16 protein-coding genes, 1 tRNA gene, 1 other RNA gene and 1 riboswitch are annotated in these 17,304 nt (G+C 35.8%); of the genes, 3 read left to right on the plus strand and 15 right to left on the minus strand.

The features are described 5' to 3' along the window. Positions 1-203: 203 nt before the first annotated feature. From QNJ52_RS05075 to QNJ52_RS05120, 10 genes are all read right to left on the minus strand, one after another. The gene (locus QNJ52_RS05075) at positions 204-1,055 is read right to left on the minus strand and encodes a patatin-like phospholipase family protein (RefSeq protein WP_219493374.1); all 852 of its coding nucleotides are present in this window, start codon (positions 1,053-1,055) and stop codon (positions 204-206) included. Between the two features lie 240 nt (positions 1,056-1,295). After that, on the minus strand, positions 1,296-1,892 hold the full coding sequence (recR, locus tag QNJ52_RS05080) for a recombination mediator RecR (protein ID WP_120786360.1): 597 nt from the start codon (positions 1,890-1,892) through the stop codon (positions 1,296-1,298). Position 1,893: 1 nt separating this feature from the next. Further along, the gene (locus QNJ52_RS05085; RefSeq protein ID WP_086043586.1) at positions 1,894-2,214 is read right to left on the minus strand and encodes a YbaB/EbfC family nucleoid-associated protein; all 321 of its coding nucleotides are present in this window, start codon (positions 2,212-2,214) and stop codon (positions 1,894-1,896) included. Between the two features lie 16 nt (positions 2,215-2,230). Next, a complete protein-coding gene (gene dnaX, locus QNJ52_RS05090; protein WP_219493375.1) occupies positions 2,231-3,871 on the minus strand; it encodes a DNA polymerase III subunit gamma/tau in 1,641 nt (546 codons plus the stop codon). Between the two features lie 156 nt (positions 3,872-4,027). After that, positions 4,028-4,293: signal recognition particle sRNA large type (ffs, locus tag QNJ52_RS05095), an RNA gene on the minus strand. Positions 4,294-4,344: 51 nt separating this feature from the next. After that, positions 4,345-5,073: a trehalose operon repressor gene (gene treR, locus QNJ52_RS05100; RefSeq protein WP_283722007.1), complete on the minus strand. Its 729-nt coding sequence runs from the start codon at positions 5,071-5,073 to the stop codon at positions 4,345-4,347. 49 nt (positions 5,074-5,122) lie between these two features. Next, positions 5,123-6,760: an alpha,alpha-phosphotrehalase gene (treC, locus tag QNJ52_RS05105; RefSeq protein WP_283722008.1), complete on the minus strand. Its 1,638-nt coding sequence runs from the start codon at positions 6,758-6,760 to the stop codon at positions 5,123-5,125. Positions 6,761-6,842: 82 nt separating this feature from the next. Beyond that, entirely contained in the window at positions 6,843-8,315 is a 1,473-nt protein-coding gene (gene treP / locus QNJ52_RS05110; RefSeq protein ID WP_120786356.1) for a PTS system trehalose-specific EIIBC component, read from the minus strand. 168 nt (positions 8,316-8,483) lie between these two features. Further along, positions 8,484-8,576, minus strand: a tRNA-Ser gene (locus QNJ52_RS05115). A gap of 63 nt (positions 8,577-8,639) precedes the next feature. Continuing rightward, complete coding sequence (locus tag QNJ52_RS05120; RefSeq protein ID WP_283722009.1) at positions 8,640-9,008, minus strand: nuclear transport factor 2 family protein; 369 nt, start codon at positions 9,006-9,008, stop codon at positions 8,640-8,642. A 394-nt stretch (positions 9,009-9,402) separates the two neighbouring features. Here QNJ52_RS05120 and QNJ52_RS05125 point away from each other — a divergent pair, with 394 nt between their 5' ends. Next, on the plus strand, positions 9,403-9,582 hold the full coding sequence (locus QNJ52_RS05125) for a hypothetical protein (protein ID WP_283722011.1): 180 nt from the start codon (positions 9,403-9,405) through the stop codon (positions 9,580-9,582). A 41-nt stretch (positions 9,583-9,623) separates the two neighbouring features. Here the strand turns inward: QNJ52_RS05125 and guaA are convergent, their stop codons facing one another. From guaA to xpt, 4 genes are all read right to left on the minus strand, one after another. After that, positions 9,624-11,165, minus strand: a complete 1,542-nt coding sequence (guaA, locus tag QNJ52_RS05130) for a glutamine-hydrolyzing GMP synthase (protein WP_219493406.1) — start codon at positions 11,163-11,165, stop codon at positions 9,624-9,626. Positions 11,166-11,228: 63 nt separating this feature from the next. After that, on the minus strand, positions 11,229-12,698 hold the full coding sequence (gene guaB / locus QNJ52_RS05135; protein WP_219494865.1) for an IMP dehydrogenase: 1,470 nt from the start codon (positions 12,696-12,698) through the stop codon (positions 11,229-11,231). 44 nt (positions 12,699-12,742) lie between these two features. After that, positions 12,743-14,011 (minus strand): nucleobase:cation symporter-2 family protein, encoded by a 1,269-nt coding sequence (locus QNJ52_RS05140; RefSeq protein ID WP_219493408.1) that lies wholly within the window; start codon positions 14,009-14,011, stop codon positions 12,743-12,745. Further along, complete coding sequence (xpt, locus tag QNJ52_RS05145; protein WP_099482390.1) at positions 14,011-14,595, minus strand: xanthine phosphoribosyltransferase; 585 nt, start codon at positions 14,593-14,595, stop codon at positions 14,011-14,013. The genes QNJ52_RS05140 and xpt overlap by 1 nt, the downstream gene beginning before the upstream one ends. A 66-nt stretch (positions 14,596-14,661) precedes the next feature. Beyond that, positions 14,662-14,763: riboswitch (purine riboswitch) on the minus strand. Between the two features lie 335 nt (positions 14,764-15,098). On the opposite strand from xpt, the gene QNJ52_RS05150 reads away from it, so the two are divergent. Next, positions 15,099-16,118 carry a DUF2382 domain-containing protein gene (locus QNJ52_RS05150; RefSeq protein ID WP_283722012.1) on the plus strand — a complete coding sequence of 340 codons (1,020 nt, stop codon included), beginning with the start codon at positions 15,099-15,101 and terminating at the stop codon, positions 16,116-16,118. A 100-nt stretch (positions 16,119-16,218) separates the two neighbouring features. Beyond that, positions 16,219-16,833: a GNAT family N-acetyltransferase gene (locus tag QNJ52_RS05155; protein ID WP_283722013.1), complete on the plus strand. Its 615-nt coding sequence runs from the start codon at positions 16,219-16,221 to the stop codon at positions 16,831-16,833. Positions 16,834-17,057: 224 nt separating this feature from the next. Here the strand turns inward: QNJ52_RS05155 and rpsR are convergent, their stop codons facing one another. Beyond that, positions 17,058-17,300 (minus strand): 30S ribosomal protein S18, encoded by a 243-nt coding sequence (gene rpsR, locus QNJ52_RS05160; RefSeq protein ID WP_041636240.1) that lies wholly within the window; start codon positions 17,298-17,300, stop codon positions 17,058-17,060. Positions 17,301-17,304 lie beyond the last annotated feature (4 nt).

Below are 17,304 nucleotides of genomic sequence, written 5' to 3' on the forward strand. Positions count from 1 at the left end.
CGTTATTCTTTGCGTCTCACAAGATTTAATTATACTCTCTTGTTTTTCGAAAGTCAACAACTTTTTTTAAAAAGTTTTTTGTTGTCTTTCGAAGCGCTTGTCCTGTATGAATTATCTCTTCCGGACAAGATATAACTATACAGGGTTTCAAGCACTATAACAAGCATAAAAATTACACTTTCGCTACTTTTTTTAAAAAGTTTTTACTTTTCTTTTGGATCGAGCCATCCTTTTATCTTAGGAAGTTGTTCTAAAGCATCATGATAGCCTAATTCGTACATTGCTGAAAGCTTATCGCAATTCTTTTCCATACGATCTACTTTTAAATCTTTAGATGGACGAATTACTATTGCATGCCCGCTTTTTTCCTGATTGTCTATATATTGCAACGTCTCATTATAAACTGCGGGTCTTTTCTGCATCGCTTCATCCACTTTCTTATACCCCTTTACTTTAAAGTATTTAGAAAGTCGGCTGGAACGTTTTACATATCCTTTCGGCCTAGTGAGTACGACTACATTATTGATCATGCCATCGCGCTGTGCCTTTCTTAAAGGTATCGGGTCTGTTACTCCACCATCTAATAGTTTCTTACCATCGTACTCTACTATTGGTGCCATTAGTGGCAAAGAACTTGAAGCTCGAAGAATCGTCATTAAGTCTTTTCTTAAATATGCTTTATTAAAATATTCCGTTTCTCCGGTTTCACAGTTAGTACATGCGATGACATATTCTCCATTATATCGAAGAAACTCTTCCATATTGAACGGTACATATTCTTTTGGTATTTCATCAAAGATAAAATCCATTCCAAACATCTCTTTATTCTTTATATAGTTAGAAAGTGATAAGTAACGTTTGTCATCTAAAAAATCTAATGATACTTTCTTATTTCTTCCTTTCTGCTTTGAAAGATAAGATGCTGCCATATTCCCACCTGCTGAAACACCGATTACATAATTAAATTGAACACCATGCTCTAAAAAACAATCCAGGACTCCTGCAGTATATATACCTCTCATACCGCCGCCTTCTAATACTAATCCAGTTGTCATTTTATTCACCTCATTATAATTATTAATTATAACAGCCTATATACAAAATTACTTATTGTAGTATCTATAATCTTTTAATATGTTTGTCATGTAATGCAAATACATCAATCTTTACTTCATAATAACGTCTATATTGGGATGTTTAACGATATATCTAACATGGTTATTATCACTGATACTTAGGCACTATTCGAAAAAGCATCCCCAATCATTGATTGAGGATGCTTTTTCATGATTTCTCTAGATTTCCGTTCTTCCTGTTATTGCTTTGGATAACGTCACTTCATCCGCATACTCTAAATCTCCACCTACTGGAAGACCGTGCGCTAGACGTGTCACTTTAATTCCGATGGGTTTCACGAGTCTTGCAATATACATCGCCGTTGACTCACCTTCAATATTTGGATTTGTTGCTAATATTAATTCCTGTACATGCTCATCACGTAATCTCGTGAGCAACGAAGGGACATTAATATCTTCAGGTCCAACGCCTTCCATCGGAGAAATCGCACCGTGCAGAACATGATACAGTCCTTTATACTCTCGCATCTTCTCCATTGCGATAACGTCTTTAGTTTCTTCTACTACACATATCATAGATTGATCACGCGTCTTATCTTCACATATATAACATGGATCTGTATCCGTAATATGTCCGCAGACTGAACAATACGTTAATTCACGCTTCACATCTACAAGTGCCTTCGCAAAACCTACTACATCGTCTTCTTTCATATCTAACACATGAAAGGCCAGACGACTTGCAGTTTTCGGGCCGATTCCAGGTAATTTCATAAAACTATCAATTAATTTGGAAATTGGTGCAGGATAATGCATATTACATCATTCCCGGAATGTTTAATCCTTTAGTATGTTGTCCTAAACGTTGCGCTGTGACATCATCCGCTTTAGATAATGCATCGTTTGTCGCAGCTAATACTAAGTCTTGTAACATTTCGATATCTTCTGGATCTACTACTTCTTCTTTGATAATTACATCAAGTACTTCTTTATGGCCTGAAACGACAACAGTAACCATGCCGCCACCAGCTGTTCCTTCAATTCTTTCTTCTTTTAATTTCTCTTGCTCTTCAGCCATCTTCTTTTGCATTTTTTGCATTTGTTTCATCATTTGTTGCATATTTCCGCCACCGCGCATAATTTATTCCTCCTAATTAATCTATAATGTTAATTGCATCTTTACCAAACAGGTTTTCTGCCTGAGTAACAATATCATCTTCCACAGACTGCGTTTCCTGCTTTGGTTGCTTTTTATTCTCCAGATAATTATGTCTGACTTGCAGCCACTGAGAACCTGGCACTCCCACCATTTTAACTTGTTTTTCAATAATTGTGTATACTATTGACTCAATCTGTTCCCTTTTTGCGTCATCATTATTAACCATATCGCAATGAATTTCTTCGTCAAATTTAATTAATACGTGCGTGCTGCTTGCAGCAACAGGCTCAGAATTTTTTAGAAGGCTTACTAGCGCTTTCTTCCCCTCGTTTTCCACGTGCTGAATCAATGTATGCCAATTCTGCTTCAAATAGTTTAAATCCTGTCGATTTGCATGATCCAGCACCGTTTCAATTTGACGCATTGAAAATGCATTTTTCGAACGTTTTTGTTCTTTTTTTGGTCTGGACGCTTGCACGGGAGCACTTTGGATTCCACTTGCGACTTGCTTTTCAAGTTGTTGTAAACGCTTTTCTAAGTGCGAAGTATCAACTTGAACAACACTTTGTGTAGCACCTTGTCTACGTTTAATAAGTTCCGACAGTTTAACAATCAGCACCTCAAAGTGAACATTCGTATTTACTGCAAAACGCATAGATACTAATGTATCGTTTATTTTATCTATCATCTCATACAGTAATCCTATATTAAGCTGATAAATACTTTCGTCTCCTTTATTGTCTGCTGCATAATCCATAATAATATCTCTTAAAAAATAAATTAAATCATTTACTAAACGTGTCGTTTCTTTTCCTTCAGACAATAAGCGATGAAATTGTTTGAACGCTTCTTTAACGTCATGTGTGATTATATAATCCGTAAGTTCAAAGAAGTCTTCACGCCCTACACTTCCTGTGACACTATGGACATGTTCTAAAGTCAATGCCTCAGTTCCAAATGCAATTGCCTGATCAAGTATACTCAGCGCATCCCGCATACCACCTTCAGCAGTTGTCGCAATAAAATACAAGGCATCTTCATCATACTTAATCTCTTCTGTTCGACAGACGTAAGCAAGATGTTCAGCGATATCATTAACAGAAATTGCTTTAAAATCAAACCGTTGGCATCTTGAAATAATTGTCGCAGGAATCTTATGTGGTTCCGTTGTAGCAAGAATAAAAACAGCATGAGCAGGTGGTTCTTCTAATGTCTTCAATAATGCATTGAATGCACCTGTTGTCAGCATATGAACTTCGTCGATAATGTAGACTTTATATGTAGATTCACCTGGTGCATATTTTACTTTATCTCTTATATTACGAATTTCATCAACACCGTTATTACTCGCAGCATCAATCTCAATGACATCTGAGTTTGTTCCTTTCGTAATTGAGACACACGTATCACAAGAATTACACGGCTCGCCATCTGTACTCACGGTACAATTAATGGCTTTTGCAAATATCTTAGCGATACTTGTCTTGCCTGTTCCTCTTGGGCCATTAAATAAATAGGCGTGGGAAATCTTATTCTTTTGAATTGCATTCTTTAATGTCGTAGTAACATGTTTTTGTCCGACAACCTCTTCGAATGACTGAGATCTGAACACTCTATATAACGCTTGATAACTCAAAAGGGTTCCCTCCAAAAATATAATAATATTAATTATAACATTGAAAATATCAGCATCATATAAAAACGCTAATGATATTCTGAGTATATTAAAAAAAGTACCGAAACAATTGTTCCGATACTTTATCTATAATAAATGTATTATTTTAAATTAAAACCGTGCACCTTCGCTTCGAATAACAAGCACAAGCGTTACCTAAATCGACAGCTCAAGAACGGCTGCCCTAGCCACATACAAATGACCACTTAATGCTGCTTCCTTCCGGACCTGACATGATTCGTGGGTTTATATTGACTAGGACCGCTCTCTCAACACTACGTGTTCAGGTCAGACCTCACAACTCATTACCCTCAGCAAAGGAATTAGGTCTTACCTAAGCGGATTGTAAGTACAGGGAACCGCTACCTCCCCACTTAGCACGGCAAAGTTAATAATACTATATTTCTCATAGTTATTGCAACTATTTCGTTATACTATTTTCTTATCGTACGTCTTGAGAAGTCTACAAATTTAAACTCACTCGCTCTATGCTTGGATACATTGTATTGGAATGCAGACGCATCTTCCAAGTGTACAACCGAACGAACAACCGCTGCATATGGGGGCATAGTTTCTTTAAACAATTCAAGATCATCGTCTGTCATAGGCTCAAAAGTAATTGCTTTCTTCGAATATGAGATTAAAAGTCCTAGTCGTTTCTCAATATAATCATAGATTGAGTGCTGTGCTATTTCCTCATTTAATCCTGGCATCATCGATTTAATGAAATAATCAGTATCAATAATATTAACACGCTCTTTATCTCTTCTACTTCGTACTACACGATACAACTCTGTATCATCGCCTAAATTCAAAGCTTCTTGAACAGATTTATGATCTTTTGCTCTTACAGTTTCAAAAGATTCTACAACCGTATTATAATCCATATTCAATGAATGCTTAATTTCTTCGAAGCTGATGAGTTGAGAAACAGGGAAATTCATTGCTTGATTATAAATAACTATTGAACCTTTTCCTTTTAACTTTTGTATATAACCATTAGTTTGAAGCAGGCTCAATGCTTTACGTACTGTTTCTCTTGATACACCATAACTTTGTACGAGCAAGTTTTCGGAAGGTAGTTGTGCACCTTCTTTATATTCTCCGTTGATGATCTTTCCGCTTAAGTCCTGATAGATCTTTCTGTACTTATTGCTGTTCAATTCTTTCACCTCTATATCTAAAATATTGTTTTCAGATTAGGGAAATGCATTATCGAAGAATGGCAAATGCTTGATACGGCTTTATTTTATGCGATACATTATCGTTATTTGTTATTAGCACTTCGCCTTCTAGATCAAATGATACTGGTAGTTCTGCAGGTTCTTCACTAAAGTTTGCAACAACAAATAAAATTTGATTACCCAGTGTTCTCTCATAAACAAATAACTGTTTATGTTCTTCTAATAACGGTTTCACTTCTCCATAAGTTATTATATCTCGTTCATGTCTTAATTTTATCAGTTTTTGGTAAGTATAGAAGATAGAATTTTCATCTTTTAAAGCTTTCTCAACGTTTATCTGTTGATAATTATCTGCGACCTTAATCCAAGGTTCATTCGTTGTAAACCCTGCATACTTACTATCATCCCATTGTACCGGAGACCTTGAATTATCTCTTGATTTATCTTGAAGCACCTTTAGAATCTCATTTTCTGAGCGTCCTTCTGCTTTCATGATTTGATAAGCATTTAATGACTCTACATCACGATAATCTTCTATACTATTTAAATAGAGATTTGTCATACCAATCTCTTCTCCTTGGTAGATATAAGGCGTACCTTGAAGCAAGTGCAGAACAATTGCCAGCATTTTTGCAGATTTCACGCGTTCTGCTTCCGTCTTGTCACTACCGAAACGACTTACAACACGAGGTTGATCGTGATTGCACCAGAATATCGCATTCCATCCATTCCCTTTTGAAATCCCCGTCTGCCAGTGAAATAATATACGCTTTAATTCTACAAAATCAAAGGGCATCGTCGTCCATTTTTCACCATTTTTATAATCAACTTTTAAATGATGAAAATTAAAGACACTGCTCAATTCTTGACGATCTGGCCTTGTATAGCGAATACAATGCTCCAATGTCGTGGAACTCATTTCGCCTACTGTCATAAATCCTTCTTTATCACCGAACGTATTGCGATTTAATTCATGCAGAAATTCATGTACTCGAGGGCCATCTGTATAAAATTCTTTACCTATCTTATCAGAATCTTTGAATGTCCCTTTTGAAATCAAATTAATAACATCAAACCTAAAGCCATCCATCCCAAAATCAATCCAGTAGTTAATCATATCGTAAATTTCTTTACGTAGCGATTCATTCTCCCAGTTCAAATCAGCCTGTGTCACATCGAACAGTCGTAAGTAATATTGTCCTGATAATTCATCGTATTGCCATGCATTACCCCCAAACTTGGATTCCCAGTTCGTTGGAGGGTTGTCTTTCGACCCATCTTTCCAAATATAATAATCTCGGTAAGGATTATCTTTAGATTTGCGTGATTCTACAAACCAATTATGATGGGTAGATGTATGATTGATGACAATATCAGACATGATCTTGATACCACGTGCATGGGCTTCATCTAACAAGCGCCTGAAATCCTCCTTAGTTCCAAATTCAGGATTAATCTCATAATAATCGCTAATATCGTAACCGTTATCGTTCATCGGGGAATGATAAACCGGAGTAAGCCATATATAATCAATACCTAGATGCTTTAAATAATCCAGTTTCTCGATAATTCCATTGATATCTCCTTGTCCATCTCCTGTTGTGTCGTTAAATGATTTAGGATAAATCTGATAGACAACCGACTTTCTCCAATCTGTTACCGCCATTGTATTACCCCTAACTTAAAGTATTTATATAATTTTATACCGAACAACATGTATTTACAAGTTGTTCGGTATAATGTAAGTCCTATAACTTTTTATCTGCAACAATCGGTTCTGCAATATCATCGCCCATCTTCTTCTTCGCAAAGTTTGAGAATACTAATGTTAAAATCATCGGCAATACCATCGCGATAAGCATACCGATTAAGAACGTGCCTTTAAACCCGCTATTAATACTCATAATACCAGGGACACCACCAACACCGACTTTACCCAATAGTTGCTGAGAACCAAATAATGCACCAACAAGACCCGTAGTTATTACTGCCGCAATAAATGGATATTTCAGTGGGATGTTTACACCAAACATTGCAGGCTCTGTTACACCTAACCATCCAGAAATACCTGAAGTAAATGCTAAACCTTGTTCTTTAACCATCTTCTTACGTTTATATAAGAACCATGCTGCAAACGCTGCAGACCCTTGAGAAATATTAGAAATTGCTAAGATTGGCCATAAATATGTTCCATCTAATTTAGAACTCATCAGCTGGAAGTCTACCGCTAAGAACATGTGATGTAACCCCGTGATAACAAGCGGAGCATAAACTAGTCCATAAATTAATCCGCCTAACCATCCAGCTTGTTCAAAGATAAATTGAATTGCGCCAGTAATTTGGTTACCTAACCAGAATGCAACTGGCCCAATGATTATAAATGATAAGAAACCTACTAACAATAATGCAACAGGTCCTACGACTAACATCTTAATTGAATCATGTGCACGTTTATTTAAGAAACGCTCAACTTGTGCTAAACACCACGTTGCAATTAAGATTGGTAATACTTGGGCTGCATAGTTTAATTGTTGAACTTTCAATCCAAATACATCCCAAGTTGGAATTTCAACAAGTTTACCTGTTTTCGCATCCGCTAATCCGTATTGTGAAGCAAGTGCAGGGTTAACTAACACTAAACCTAATACTAATCCAAGAATCGGACTGCCCCCAAACACACGCATCGCACTCCAACCGATTAATGCAGGTAAGAAGTGGAATGGAGTTACAGCTATCAACTTGATGATTTCTGCAATACCTTTTATTTGTGGGTATACATCAACTACAGCTTTCCCTTTATAAATTGCACCAGCTTCTAATAATAAATTTGATAAACCAAGTAATAGACCCGCTGTTACGATCGCAGGAAGTAATGGAATAAATACATCACCTAATGTTTTTATCAACTTTTGAATCGGACTCATCTTCTCTGCTGCTGCTGTTTTAACTTCTTCTTTTGAACTCTCGCCGACACCCGTCTCATCTACAAATACTTTATATGCCTCGTCTACAGTACCAGGGCCGATAACAATTTGGAACTGGTTATTTGCTGCGAACGATCCTTTAACTAAACTAATTTTATCTAGAGCTGACTTATCTACTTTATTATCATCATCTAATACTAATCTTAATCTCGTAACACAATGCGTTGCGGCATTAACATTTTCTTTTCCACCAATGGCTTTTATAATATCTTTTACATCTTGTCTGTTGACTGCCATATGTTCCATCCCCTTTTCTTAATATGCTAACATTGTACTCTGTCTATACAAGTATGTAAAGGTTTTATGAAAGGGTTTTCAAAATACATTGACGATAGATATAAGTAAAAAAAGACCTTAACATAATGTTAAGGTCTTCAATATATAAAAGTTTAATTGTCAAAATAATGGCGGAGGAAGAGGGATTCGAACCCCCGCGAGCCGTTAAGCCCCTGTCGGTTTTCAAGACCGATCCCTTCAGCCGGACTTGGGTATTCCTCCAAATAAGACAATATCAATAATATAATATATCAAGGATGCTGTCAATAATTCACGATCAATATTTTAATACATTTTAGTCTCTATGTTACTAATCATCCATTCTTTTCCGAATTTCGCTAAAAATATCGTCAGTTCCAATGGCCAAACAATGCGATAGCCATCAGTTCTTGCATCCACTAAATTACGCGCAATAACACGTGCCGTTTTTTCTCTATAAATGATTTCCAGGAACTCTTCACGAACACTATAATATTTCATCGTTTCCGATTGAACAGCATGGAGCCATTCGCATTTCTTCTGCTTATACCCGGTAATATGTATAATATGACTGCCATCCATCATAATCCTATCGATTGAATGCGTATCCTTTTCAATCATACCATCGACCAACGTTCTATAAATCTCATGTAACTTTTTCTCCGTCATCGGCATAATATCGCTCCTATACAATATAAAAAATATTATAAATAAAGAGGCCAATTATGGCCTCTTTGTTATTCTTCTGACTTAATATCGGCAGCAACCTCTGTTACTGCTTCAGCACAAGATATATGCCTATTATAATCATTCATCTAATTAATATAACGATTAGCTGAAACTACTTTTACTCACTGCAGTAATTGTTGACTGTAATACGTTAATACCCTTCACATTAAAAATGAAACTACGTAAATTCTTAAATAAATCTTAATAATTCATTAAAATGATTTATATTTATCTTTTATACAAAGACATGTCAGTCTAGGATCATTAAGAAAAGAAACGTTTCACATGAAATAAACTATATCCCACCTTTTGTTATAATAAAGAAAACAGGAGGTGCCAAATGGAAATATTATTATTCGGACTCATGATCTTCATTATCTGTATCACAGCAAGTTATGTCACAGCTTTGTTAATCAATCGCTTCTCAAAGAATGAATATCGTTTTAATTTTAAATTTGCCGTGACAAATGCGTTGTTCTTTACAATCGCTTATTTGTTTATCATGTATTTTATGAAATAAAAGAATCCTTTAATCTTTATGATTAAAGGATTCTTTCTAATCTATTCCCACTCAATCGTGCTTGGTGGCTTAGATGTAATGTCATAGACAACGCGGTTAACGTGGTCTACTTCGTTTACGATACGGCTTGATACTTTCTGCAATACTTCCCAGTCGATTCTAGCGAAGTCACTTGTCATACCATCGATACTTGTTACGGCACGTACACCTACTGTATAGTCGTATGTTCTGTAGTCACCCATAACACCGACCGAACGGATATCAGGTAATACAGTGAAATACTGCCAGATGTCGCGTTCAAGACCTTCTTCGGCAATCACTTCTCTTAAAATCGCATCAGATTCACGTACGATTTCTAATTTTTCCTCGGTAATCTCACCTAATACACGAATTCCAAGTCCAGGACCTGGGAACGGCTGACGCCATACTAAGTGTTCAGGAATGCCTAATTCAATTCCTAACGCACGTACTTCATCTTTGAATAATGTATTCACAGGCTCGATTAATTCAAACTGCATATCTTCTGGTAGTCCACCAACGTTATGGTGTGATTTAATCGTTTGTGCAGTCTTTGTACCTGATTCAATAATATCTGTATAAAGAGTTCCTTGTGCTAAGAAATCAGCATCTTTTAATTTCGTTGCTTCTTCATCGAATAAGTATACGAACTCATTACCGATAATCTTACGTTTCTTCTCAGGATCAGATACCCCTGCTAATTTGCTCATGAAACGTTCTTTCGCATCAACGCGAATAATATTCATGTTAAATCCTTCACCGAACTGTTTCATCACCATATCGCCTTCACCTTTACGGAGTAAACCATGGTCAACGAAGATACATGTTAACTGATCGCCGATTGCTTTATGGATTAATACTGCAACAACTGATGAATCTACGCCACCACTCATCGCACAGATAACTTTTCTATCTCCAACTTTTTCGCGAATCTTCTCGATTTCGATTTCGATGAAGTTTTCCATTGTCCATTCGCCTGTACACTTACAGATTTCACGGATGAAGTTACGTAATAAATCATTTCCGTATTCAGAATGACGTACTTCAGGATGGAATTGAACTCCATATAAATTACGTTCAGGGTTCTCAATCGCTGCATATTTACAGCTTGGTGAATGTGCAATGACATTAAAACCTTCAGGTAGGTTGATGACTTTATCGCTGTGACTCATCCATACTGTTTGTTCTTCTGGAAGTTTTGTAAATAATGAATGTGTCTCTGCTTTAATGACTGCTTTACCGTACTCACGTTCATTTGCACGCTCTACTGAACCTCCTAGTAATTTCGTCATTAACTGCATACCATAGCAAATCCCCATTACAGGTACACCTAAATTAAAGATTTCAGGATCTACCGTAAACGAACCTTCTTCATAAACTGAATTTGGCCCCCCTGAAAGAATGATTCCTTTAGGATTCATCTTTTTAATCTCTTCAATTGAAATTTCATGATCGTGAAGTTCTGAATAAACACCCATCTCACGAATACGTCGCGTGATCAACTGGTTATACTGACTTCCAAAATCAAGAACGAGTATGAGCTCTTGTTCAAATGCCATTTCCATAGTTTGTTCTCCTTTTAGTTAAGTTAAATTTATTATAATGTAATTTGCCGTTAGAAGATATTCTTACATTGAATAGTTTGGCGATTCTTTTGTAATTTGAACATCATGTGGATGGCTTTCTATTAAACCTGCACCTGTCATACGAATAAACATTGCTTCTTCACGTAATGCTTCTAAGTCTTTAGAACCTGTATAACCCATACCGCTTCTTAAACCACCCATTAGCTGATACACTGTATCTTGCAATGCGCCTTTGTAAGCAATACGACCTTCAATACCTTCTGGAACAAATTTCTTAGCGTCTTTATCTTCTTGGAAGTAACGGTCTTTTGAACCTTTCTCCATAGCTCCAAGTGAACCCATGCCACGGTATACTTTGTACTGACGTCCTTGGAAGATTTCTGTATCTCCAGGTGATTCAGTTGTACCTGCAAGCAATGAACCTAGCATTACTGCATGCCCCCCTGCAGCTAACGCTTTTGCGATGTCACCTGAGAATTTAATACCACCATCTGCAATGATTGCTTTACCATGCTTTTTAGCTTCTGTCGCTGCCTCGTAAATTGCAGTAATTTGAGGTACACCGACACCTGCTACAACACGTGTCGTACAAATTGAACCTGGTCCAATTCCCACTTTAACAACGTCCGCACCTGCTTCAATTAATGCACGTGTACCTTCAGCTGTTGCTACATTACCAGCAATTAATGTCACTTCAGGAAAATGTTTCTTAAGTTCTGATACCATTTCTAATACACCTTTAGAATGACCGTGTGCTGTATCGATAACTAATGCGTCAGTTCCTGCTTCAACAAGTTTTGTGGCACGTGTAATCGTGTCTTTTGCAATACCTACTGCTGCTGCTACTAATAAACGTCCTTGCTCATCTTTTGCAGCATTAGGGAATTCAATGACTTTCTCGATATCTTTAATTGTGATAAGCCCTTTTAGCTGTCCAGATTCATTCACAATCGGTAATTTTTCAATTTTGTGACGTTGTAATATTTCTTCTGCTTGCTCTAATGTAGTACCTACTGGTGCCGTTACGAGTGCTTCACTTGTCATAACATCTGAAATTTTAATTGAATAATCTTCTATGAAACGAAGATCGCGGTTTGTGAGAATCCCTACAAGCTCCATATTTTCTGCACTGTTTACAATTGGCACACCAGAAATACGATATTTGCCCATTAAATGTTCAGCTGCAAATACTTGCTCATCAGGTGTCAGATAGAATGGATTAGTAATAACCCCATTTTCTGAACGCTTAACTTTTTGAACTTCGTCAGCCTGCTGCTCAATACTCATACTTTTATGAATAACACCTAAACCACCTTGGCGTGCCATAGCTATAGCCATTTTAGCTTCTGTAACAGTATCCATACCCGCTGATAATACTGGAATCTTTAAATTTAATCGTTCTGATAATGATACACTTAAATCGACAGTATGCGGTAATACCTCTGAATGACCTGGCACTAATAACACATCATCAAATGTTAAACCTTCTTTTTGAAATTTATTTTCCCACATATTCACTTTTACCTCCAAATATTTTTATAAATTTAGTAGTTCTATTATTTCATATTTTGACGCATTTGTTTATCATTTAATCCATTAAAAAATAAATTAAGGATAATGGCAGTAAAAGTACCAATAACAATCCCATTTTGTGTCAGCCATTCATAGTCGCTACCGAACTTGCTAAACGCTTCTGGAACGGTTGTAATTCCTAATCCAATACCTACAGATACTGCAATAATCAAGAGATTGTCTTGTCTTGTAAAATCAATGGCGCCAAGCATTTTTACACCGTATGCCATGACCATACCAAACATTGCAATCATTGCGCCTCCAAGTACAGATGTAGGGATGATTGTCGCAATTGCACCAAGCTTAGGAATCGATCCACATAGCAATAACAAAGCGACCATGCCATACATAACTTTATTTGATTTCACACCTGATAATGAAACCAACCCTACATTTTGTGAGTATGCTGTATATGGAAATGCATTGAAGATTGATCCTAATACAATTGCAATCCCTTCAGCACGGTAACCTTTAGATATATCTTTTCTATCTATTTTTGTTTTTGTAATCTCACTTAGCGCAGAATATACACCTGTTGATTCGATTAAGCTGACGATTCCTACAATAACAAACAATAGGATAGAACCTATTTCAAACTTAAATCCTGCAAATCTGAATGGTTTCGGTAATTCAAACCAGTTTGATTCATGCACTGCACCTATATTTACTAATCCAAAGAATGAAGCAATTATTGTACCGATGACTAAACCAAGCAATATCGCAATTGAACGTATAAATCCGGAAGATAACCTATGAATAACCAATATGATAATCAATGTGATGAGACCTAATAGAATATTTATCGGCGCACCATAATCTTTGTTTCCTTGACCTCCTGCCAAATTATTCATCGCTACTGGCATTAACGTAATCCCAATAATCGTTACGACGCTACCTGTCACTACTGGTGGAAATATTTTTACAAGATATGAAAAGAACGGTGAAATAAGAACGATAATAATACCAGAAGCAAAGAGCGACCCGTAAAGTACATCGATACCGTGTTTTGAACCTACCATAATCATTGGGGTTACGGCCGTAAAGGTACATCCAAGTACTACTGGTAATCCAATTCCGATACCTTTATATACTTGAAGGAATGTCGCAACACCACACATAAAGATATCGACAGAAACTAAATATGCCGTTTCTTGTGCACTAAAACCTAACGCATGTCCGACGATAATCGGAACAATAATTGCTCCGGCATACATTGCAAGAAGATGTTGCAAACTTAACAATAAATTTTTCATTAAAGTTCGCCCTCTCCTACTAATGTTACTTTGCCATTATCAAGTGCAGCAATTTCACATAAACTCGTTACATCTAATCCTGCATCAAGCAGACGCTGTTTACCTGACTGAAAACTTTTCTCGACTACAATTCCAACACCAACACACGTAGCTCCGGCTTGTTGTACGAGATTATATAGACCAAGCGCTGCCTCACCATTCGCTAAGAAGTCATCAATGATAACTACTCGATCATTTTCGTTTAAGAATCGTTTTGACACGACAACGTGACTCGTCTTGTTTTTCGTATAAGAATGAATATCCGTATGATATACTTCTTCAGTCAATGTACTTGGTACAGATTTTTTCGCAAAAAGACAAGGTACTTTAAACTTTAATGCAGCCATTATAGCTGGTGCAATTCCAGAAGCTTCAATTGTTAAAACTTTAGTCACCCCTTCGTCTTTATACTTATTGTATATCGTTTCACCAACTTCATACATTAATTCAGGGTCGATTTGATGATTCAGAAACGAATCCACTTTCAAAATACCACCATCAATAACAACACCATCTTCTTTTACACGTTGTTGTAACTTTTCCACTTGTCAGCCTCCCATACTATACAAAAAAACTCATCTAAATCATTTAGATGAGTAATAAATAAAAAAACTCTTTATTTAATTACTCATAGTCGCATCATTTACGGCGATGCGGTAGAAACTCTAAAGCCATATCCTTTAATTTATATGAGTATAATTTGTATGCAATTAATATTAATGTTCTTGATAATAACAAAATCATTAACTTTTAGCAATATTATTTTTATATTTAATAATAAGTCAGAAAATTGAAACCGCTATTTTCATCAAACACATAAAAAAGCTGATATAACATGTAAAAATTACTCAATTTTTTCAAAATAATTTATACAAATTTATAATGTTTTCATAGAGTTTCTTCAATATAAATGTAGTTTGTATGTCAAGTGTTTTTTATGAATTTTTAATGCTTTGTGTTTAGATTATTAACGCTTGGGTATATATTTAGTATAACAATAAAACAAAGACATCATGAAAGTACATAAACCACATTGGAGGTACGAATAATGAGACAAAGACAGTTAGAAACATTTTCAAACGAAGAAACATTATTACGTAGAATCGATCAATTAAAAGCTGAAGGCATTTCTGAACGTGATATTCATGTTATTTCTAAACATAAATTAGAAGGTTCAGCATTGGATTACACTGACGTTCAATATAGAAATGCAGAAGGTACATTCGGTGACAAAGTGGCTGCATTCTTTACTGGTGAAGACCCACAAAGTCGCGTATACGACAAATTAGATTTAACTGATTCTGAGAAGGTTGAATACGAAAACGCTATCGAAAGCGGTCAAATCTTACTTTATGTAGATAATGATGCTTATCGTCATAGCACTGAAAGACAAGAAGGCAGTACATTAAACGATAAAGCTACTCCAGATTATAACAAGGAAGATGATCACACTGGCTTAGGTTTTGCAGCAAGTACAAATGCTGAATCAGATGCAGATTATTCAGGTAAACACCGTGATAACAATTTAAAAAACAGAGAGGAAGTAGTAGATATGAATAACTTTAACAATGAAGAATATAATAAATTAAGCCGTGAGGAACGTTTAAACTTAGTGGACGAAGATATCCGTAACCGTGATGATCTAGGCGAAGATGAGAAAATCCAGTTACACGAAGAACGTTTACGTGTAAACAAAGATACAGTTCAATCAGGTGAAGTTACAATCGATAAAAACGTTGTCGAAGAACGTCAAGAATTCGATGTACCAGTATCACATGATGAAGTAACAATTGAGCGTCGCGATGTGACAGACCGTGCAGTAGCAGATGATCACTTCGATAACAATTTAGAAGATGAAACAATCCGTGTACCATTAACTGAAGAACGCGTTAACATCGAAAAAGACAATGTAGTTTCTGAAGAGTTAGTAATCAAGAAAAACCGTGTAACTGAAACTGAGCATGTATCTGAAAACGTACGTAAAGAAGAAGTTGATATCGACGATTCTAACGCACATTTAAAAGACCGTGACCATAATAACGATGATTTAACAGATCGTCGTTTATAATATAAATTAAAGAAGCCTTAGAGGCTTCTTTTTTTATGTCCATGTATTTAACATTTAGTCATGTTACAATACTAATATATACATGAACAGGAGCCTGATTATGAAAATAATAGCTTTAAATTCAGCCGATCACTATTTCAACGAATGTATGGCACTTTATACAAAAGAGTTTCCAGAATCAATTTGTGAACCAATCGATGTATTCTATAATAGCTTCGATCTTAAACGTCAGGATTTTGAGCGTTATCATTTTATTGCTGCCTATGAAAATGACACGCTATTAGGATTTACTTCATTTCATCTTGAAGTAATGTACAACATTGGATATATCGTATACTTAGTCGTAAGTGAAGAATCTCGAGGTAAAAATGTTGCACGTGCACTAATGAATGAAGCGGAAATCATTATGACAGCGCTATGTGAACAAAATGGTACTACATTAAATACTATTATGCTTGAGTGTGAGCAAGATACAACAGGAAATAGTCCGTTAGCATCTTTCTATGAGAAATTTGGGTTCTACTTATATGATATTAACTATCACCAACCCGGCCTTCATAATGATGCACCTGTTCCAATGAATTTATTTGTAAAGAATATAATAAACCATTCAAGTCTACAATTAGCCATCGAACATATGTATCGAACTAAGTATCTATTATGTAATAATATTGACTCTACTATTGTAGAAGATTTGATTGAACAAATGTACTAACCTAGCATATACATGATATTCTTATAAGTTAAATATGTATTAATTTTTTGCTCCTAACCTAATTCTTCATTTAAGTTAAACCCAAGAAATTTGAAATATAATTGCTGCATAACCTATATTATAATTCAAGAAGGTGTAATTTTAAGATTTTGAAAATAGGATACATGAAAAGAAATATAAAAAAAGAGGAGAGACATTTACTGTCTCTCCTTTATATATTAAGCTTATGCTTCGTCTTTAACATATGGTAATAAAGCCATATGACGTGCACGTTTGATAGCTACAGTTAACATACGTTGGTATTTAGCTGAAGTACCTGTTACACGACGTGGTAAAATTTTACCACGTTCAGAGATGAATTTTTTAAGCATATCTACTTCTTTATAGTCAATGTGTGTAATACCGTTTGCTGTGAAATAACAAACTTTTTTACGACGACGACCGCCTCTTCTTGGTCCACCTGCCATGATT

It is taken from the genome of Macrococcus sp. S115 (assembly GCF_030067655.1).
In the GTDB taxonomy this organism is placed as follows: domain Bacteria; phylum Bacillota; class Bacilli; order Staphylococcales; family Staphylococcaceae; genus Macrococcoides; species Macrococcoides psychrotolerans.

What these genes read in the sequence shown, in the direction of transcription:
- QNJ52_RS05075 (WP_219493374.1), bottom strand. Translation starts at nt 1,055, where the DNA reads ATGACAACTGGATTAGTATTAGAAGGCGGCGGTATGAGAGGTATATAT.
- recR (WP_120786360.1), bottom strand. Translation starts at nt 1,892, where the DNA reads ATGCATTATCCTGCACCAATTTCCAAATTAATTGATAGTTTTATGAAA.
- QNJ52_RS05085 (WP_086043586.1), bottom strand. Translation starts at nt 2,214, where the DNA reads ATGCGCGGTGGCGGAAATATGCAACAAATGATGAAACAAATGCAAAAA.
- treC (WP_283722008.1), bottom strand. Translation starts at nt 6,760, where the DNA reads ATGGCGGTAACAGATTGGAGAAAGTCGGTTGTCTATCAGATTTATCCT.
- treP (WP_120786356.1), bottom strand. Translation starts at nt 8,315, where the DNA reads ATGGCAGTCAACAGACAAGATGTAAAAGATATTATAAAAGCCATTGGT.
- QNJ52_RS05120 (WP_283722009.1), bottom strand. Translation starts at nt 9,008, where the DNA reads ATGCCGATGACGGAGAAAAAGTTACATGAGATTTATAGAACGTTGGTC.
- QNJ52_RS05125 (WP_283722011.1), top strand. Translation starts at nt 9,403, where the DNA reads ATGGAAATATTATTATTCGGACTCATGATCTTCATTATCTGTATCACA.
- guaA (WP_219493406.1), bottom strand. Translation starts at nt 11,165, where the DNA reads ATGGAAATGGCATTTGAACAAGAGCTCATACTCGTTCTTGATTTTGGA.
- guaB (WP_219494865.1), bottom strand. Translation starts at nt 12,698, where the DNA reads ATGTGGGAAAATAAATTTCAAAAAGAAGGTTTAACATTTGATGATGTG.
- QNJ52_RS05140 (WP_219493408.1), bottom strand. Translation starts at nt 14,011, where the DNA reads ATGAAAAATTTATTGTTAAGTTTGCAACATCTTCTTGCAATGTATGCC.
- QNJ52_RS05150 (WP_283722012.1), top strand. Translation starts at nt 15,099, where the DNA reads ATGAGACAAAGACAGTTAGAAACATTTTCAAACGAAGAAACATTATTA.
- QNJ52_RS05155 (WP_283722013.1), top strand. Translation starts at nt 16,219, where the DNA reads ATGAAAATAATAGCTTTAAATTCAGCCGATCACTATTTCAACGAATGT.
- rpsR (WP_041636240.1), bottom strand. Translation starts at nt 17,300, where the DNA reads ATGGCAGGTGGACCAAGAAGAGGCGGTCGTCGTCGTAAAAAAGTTTGT.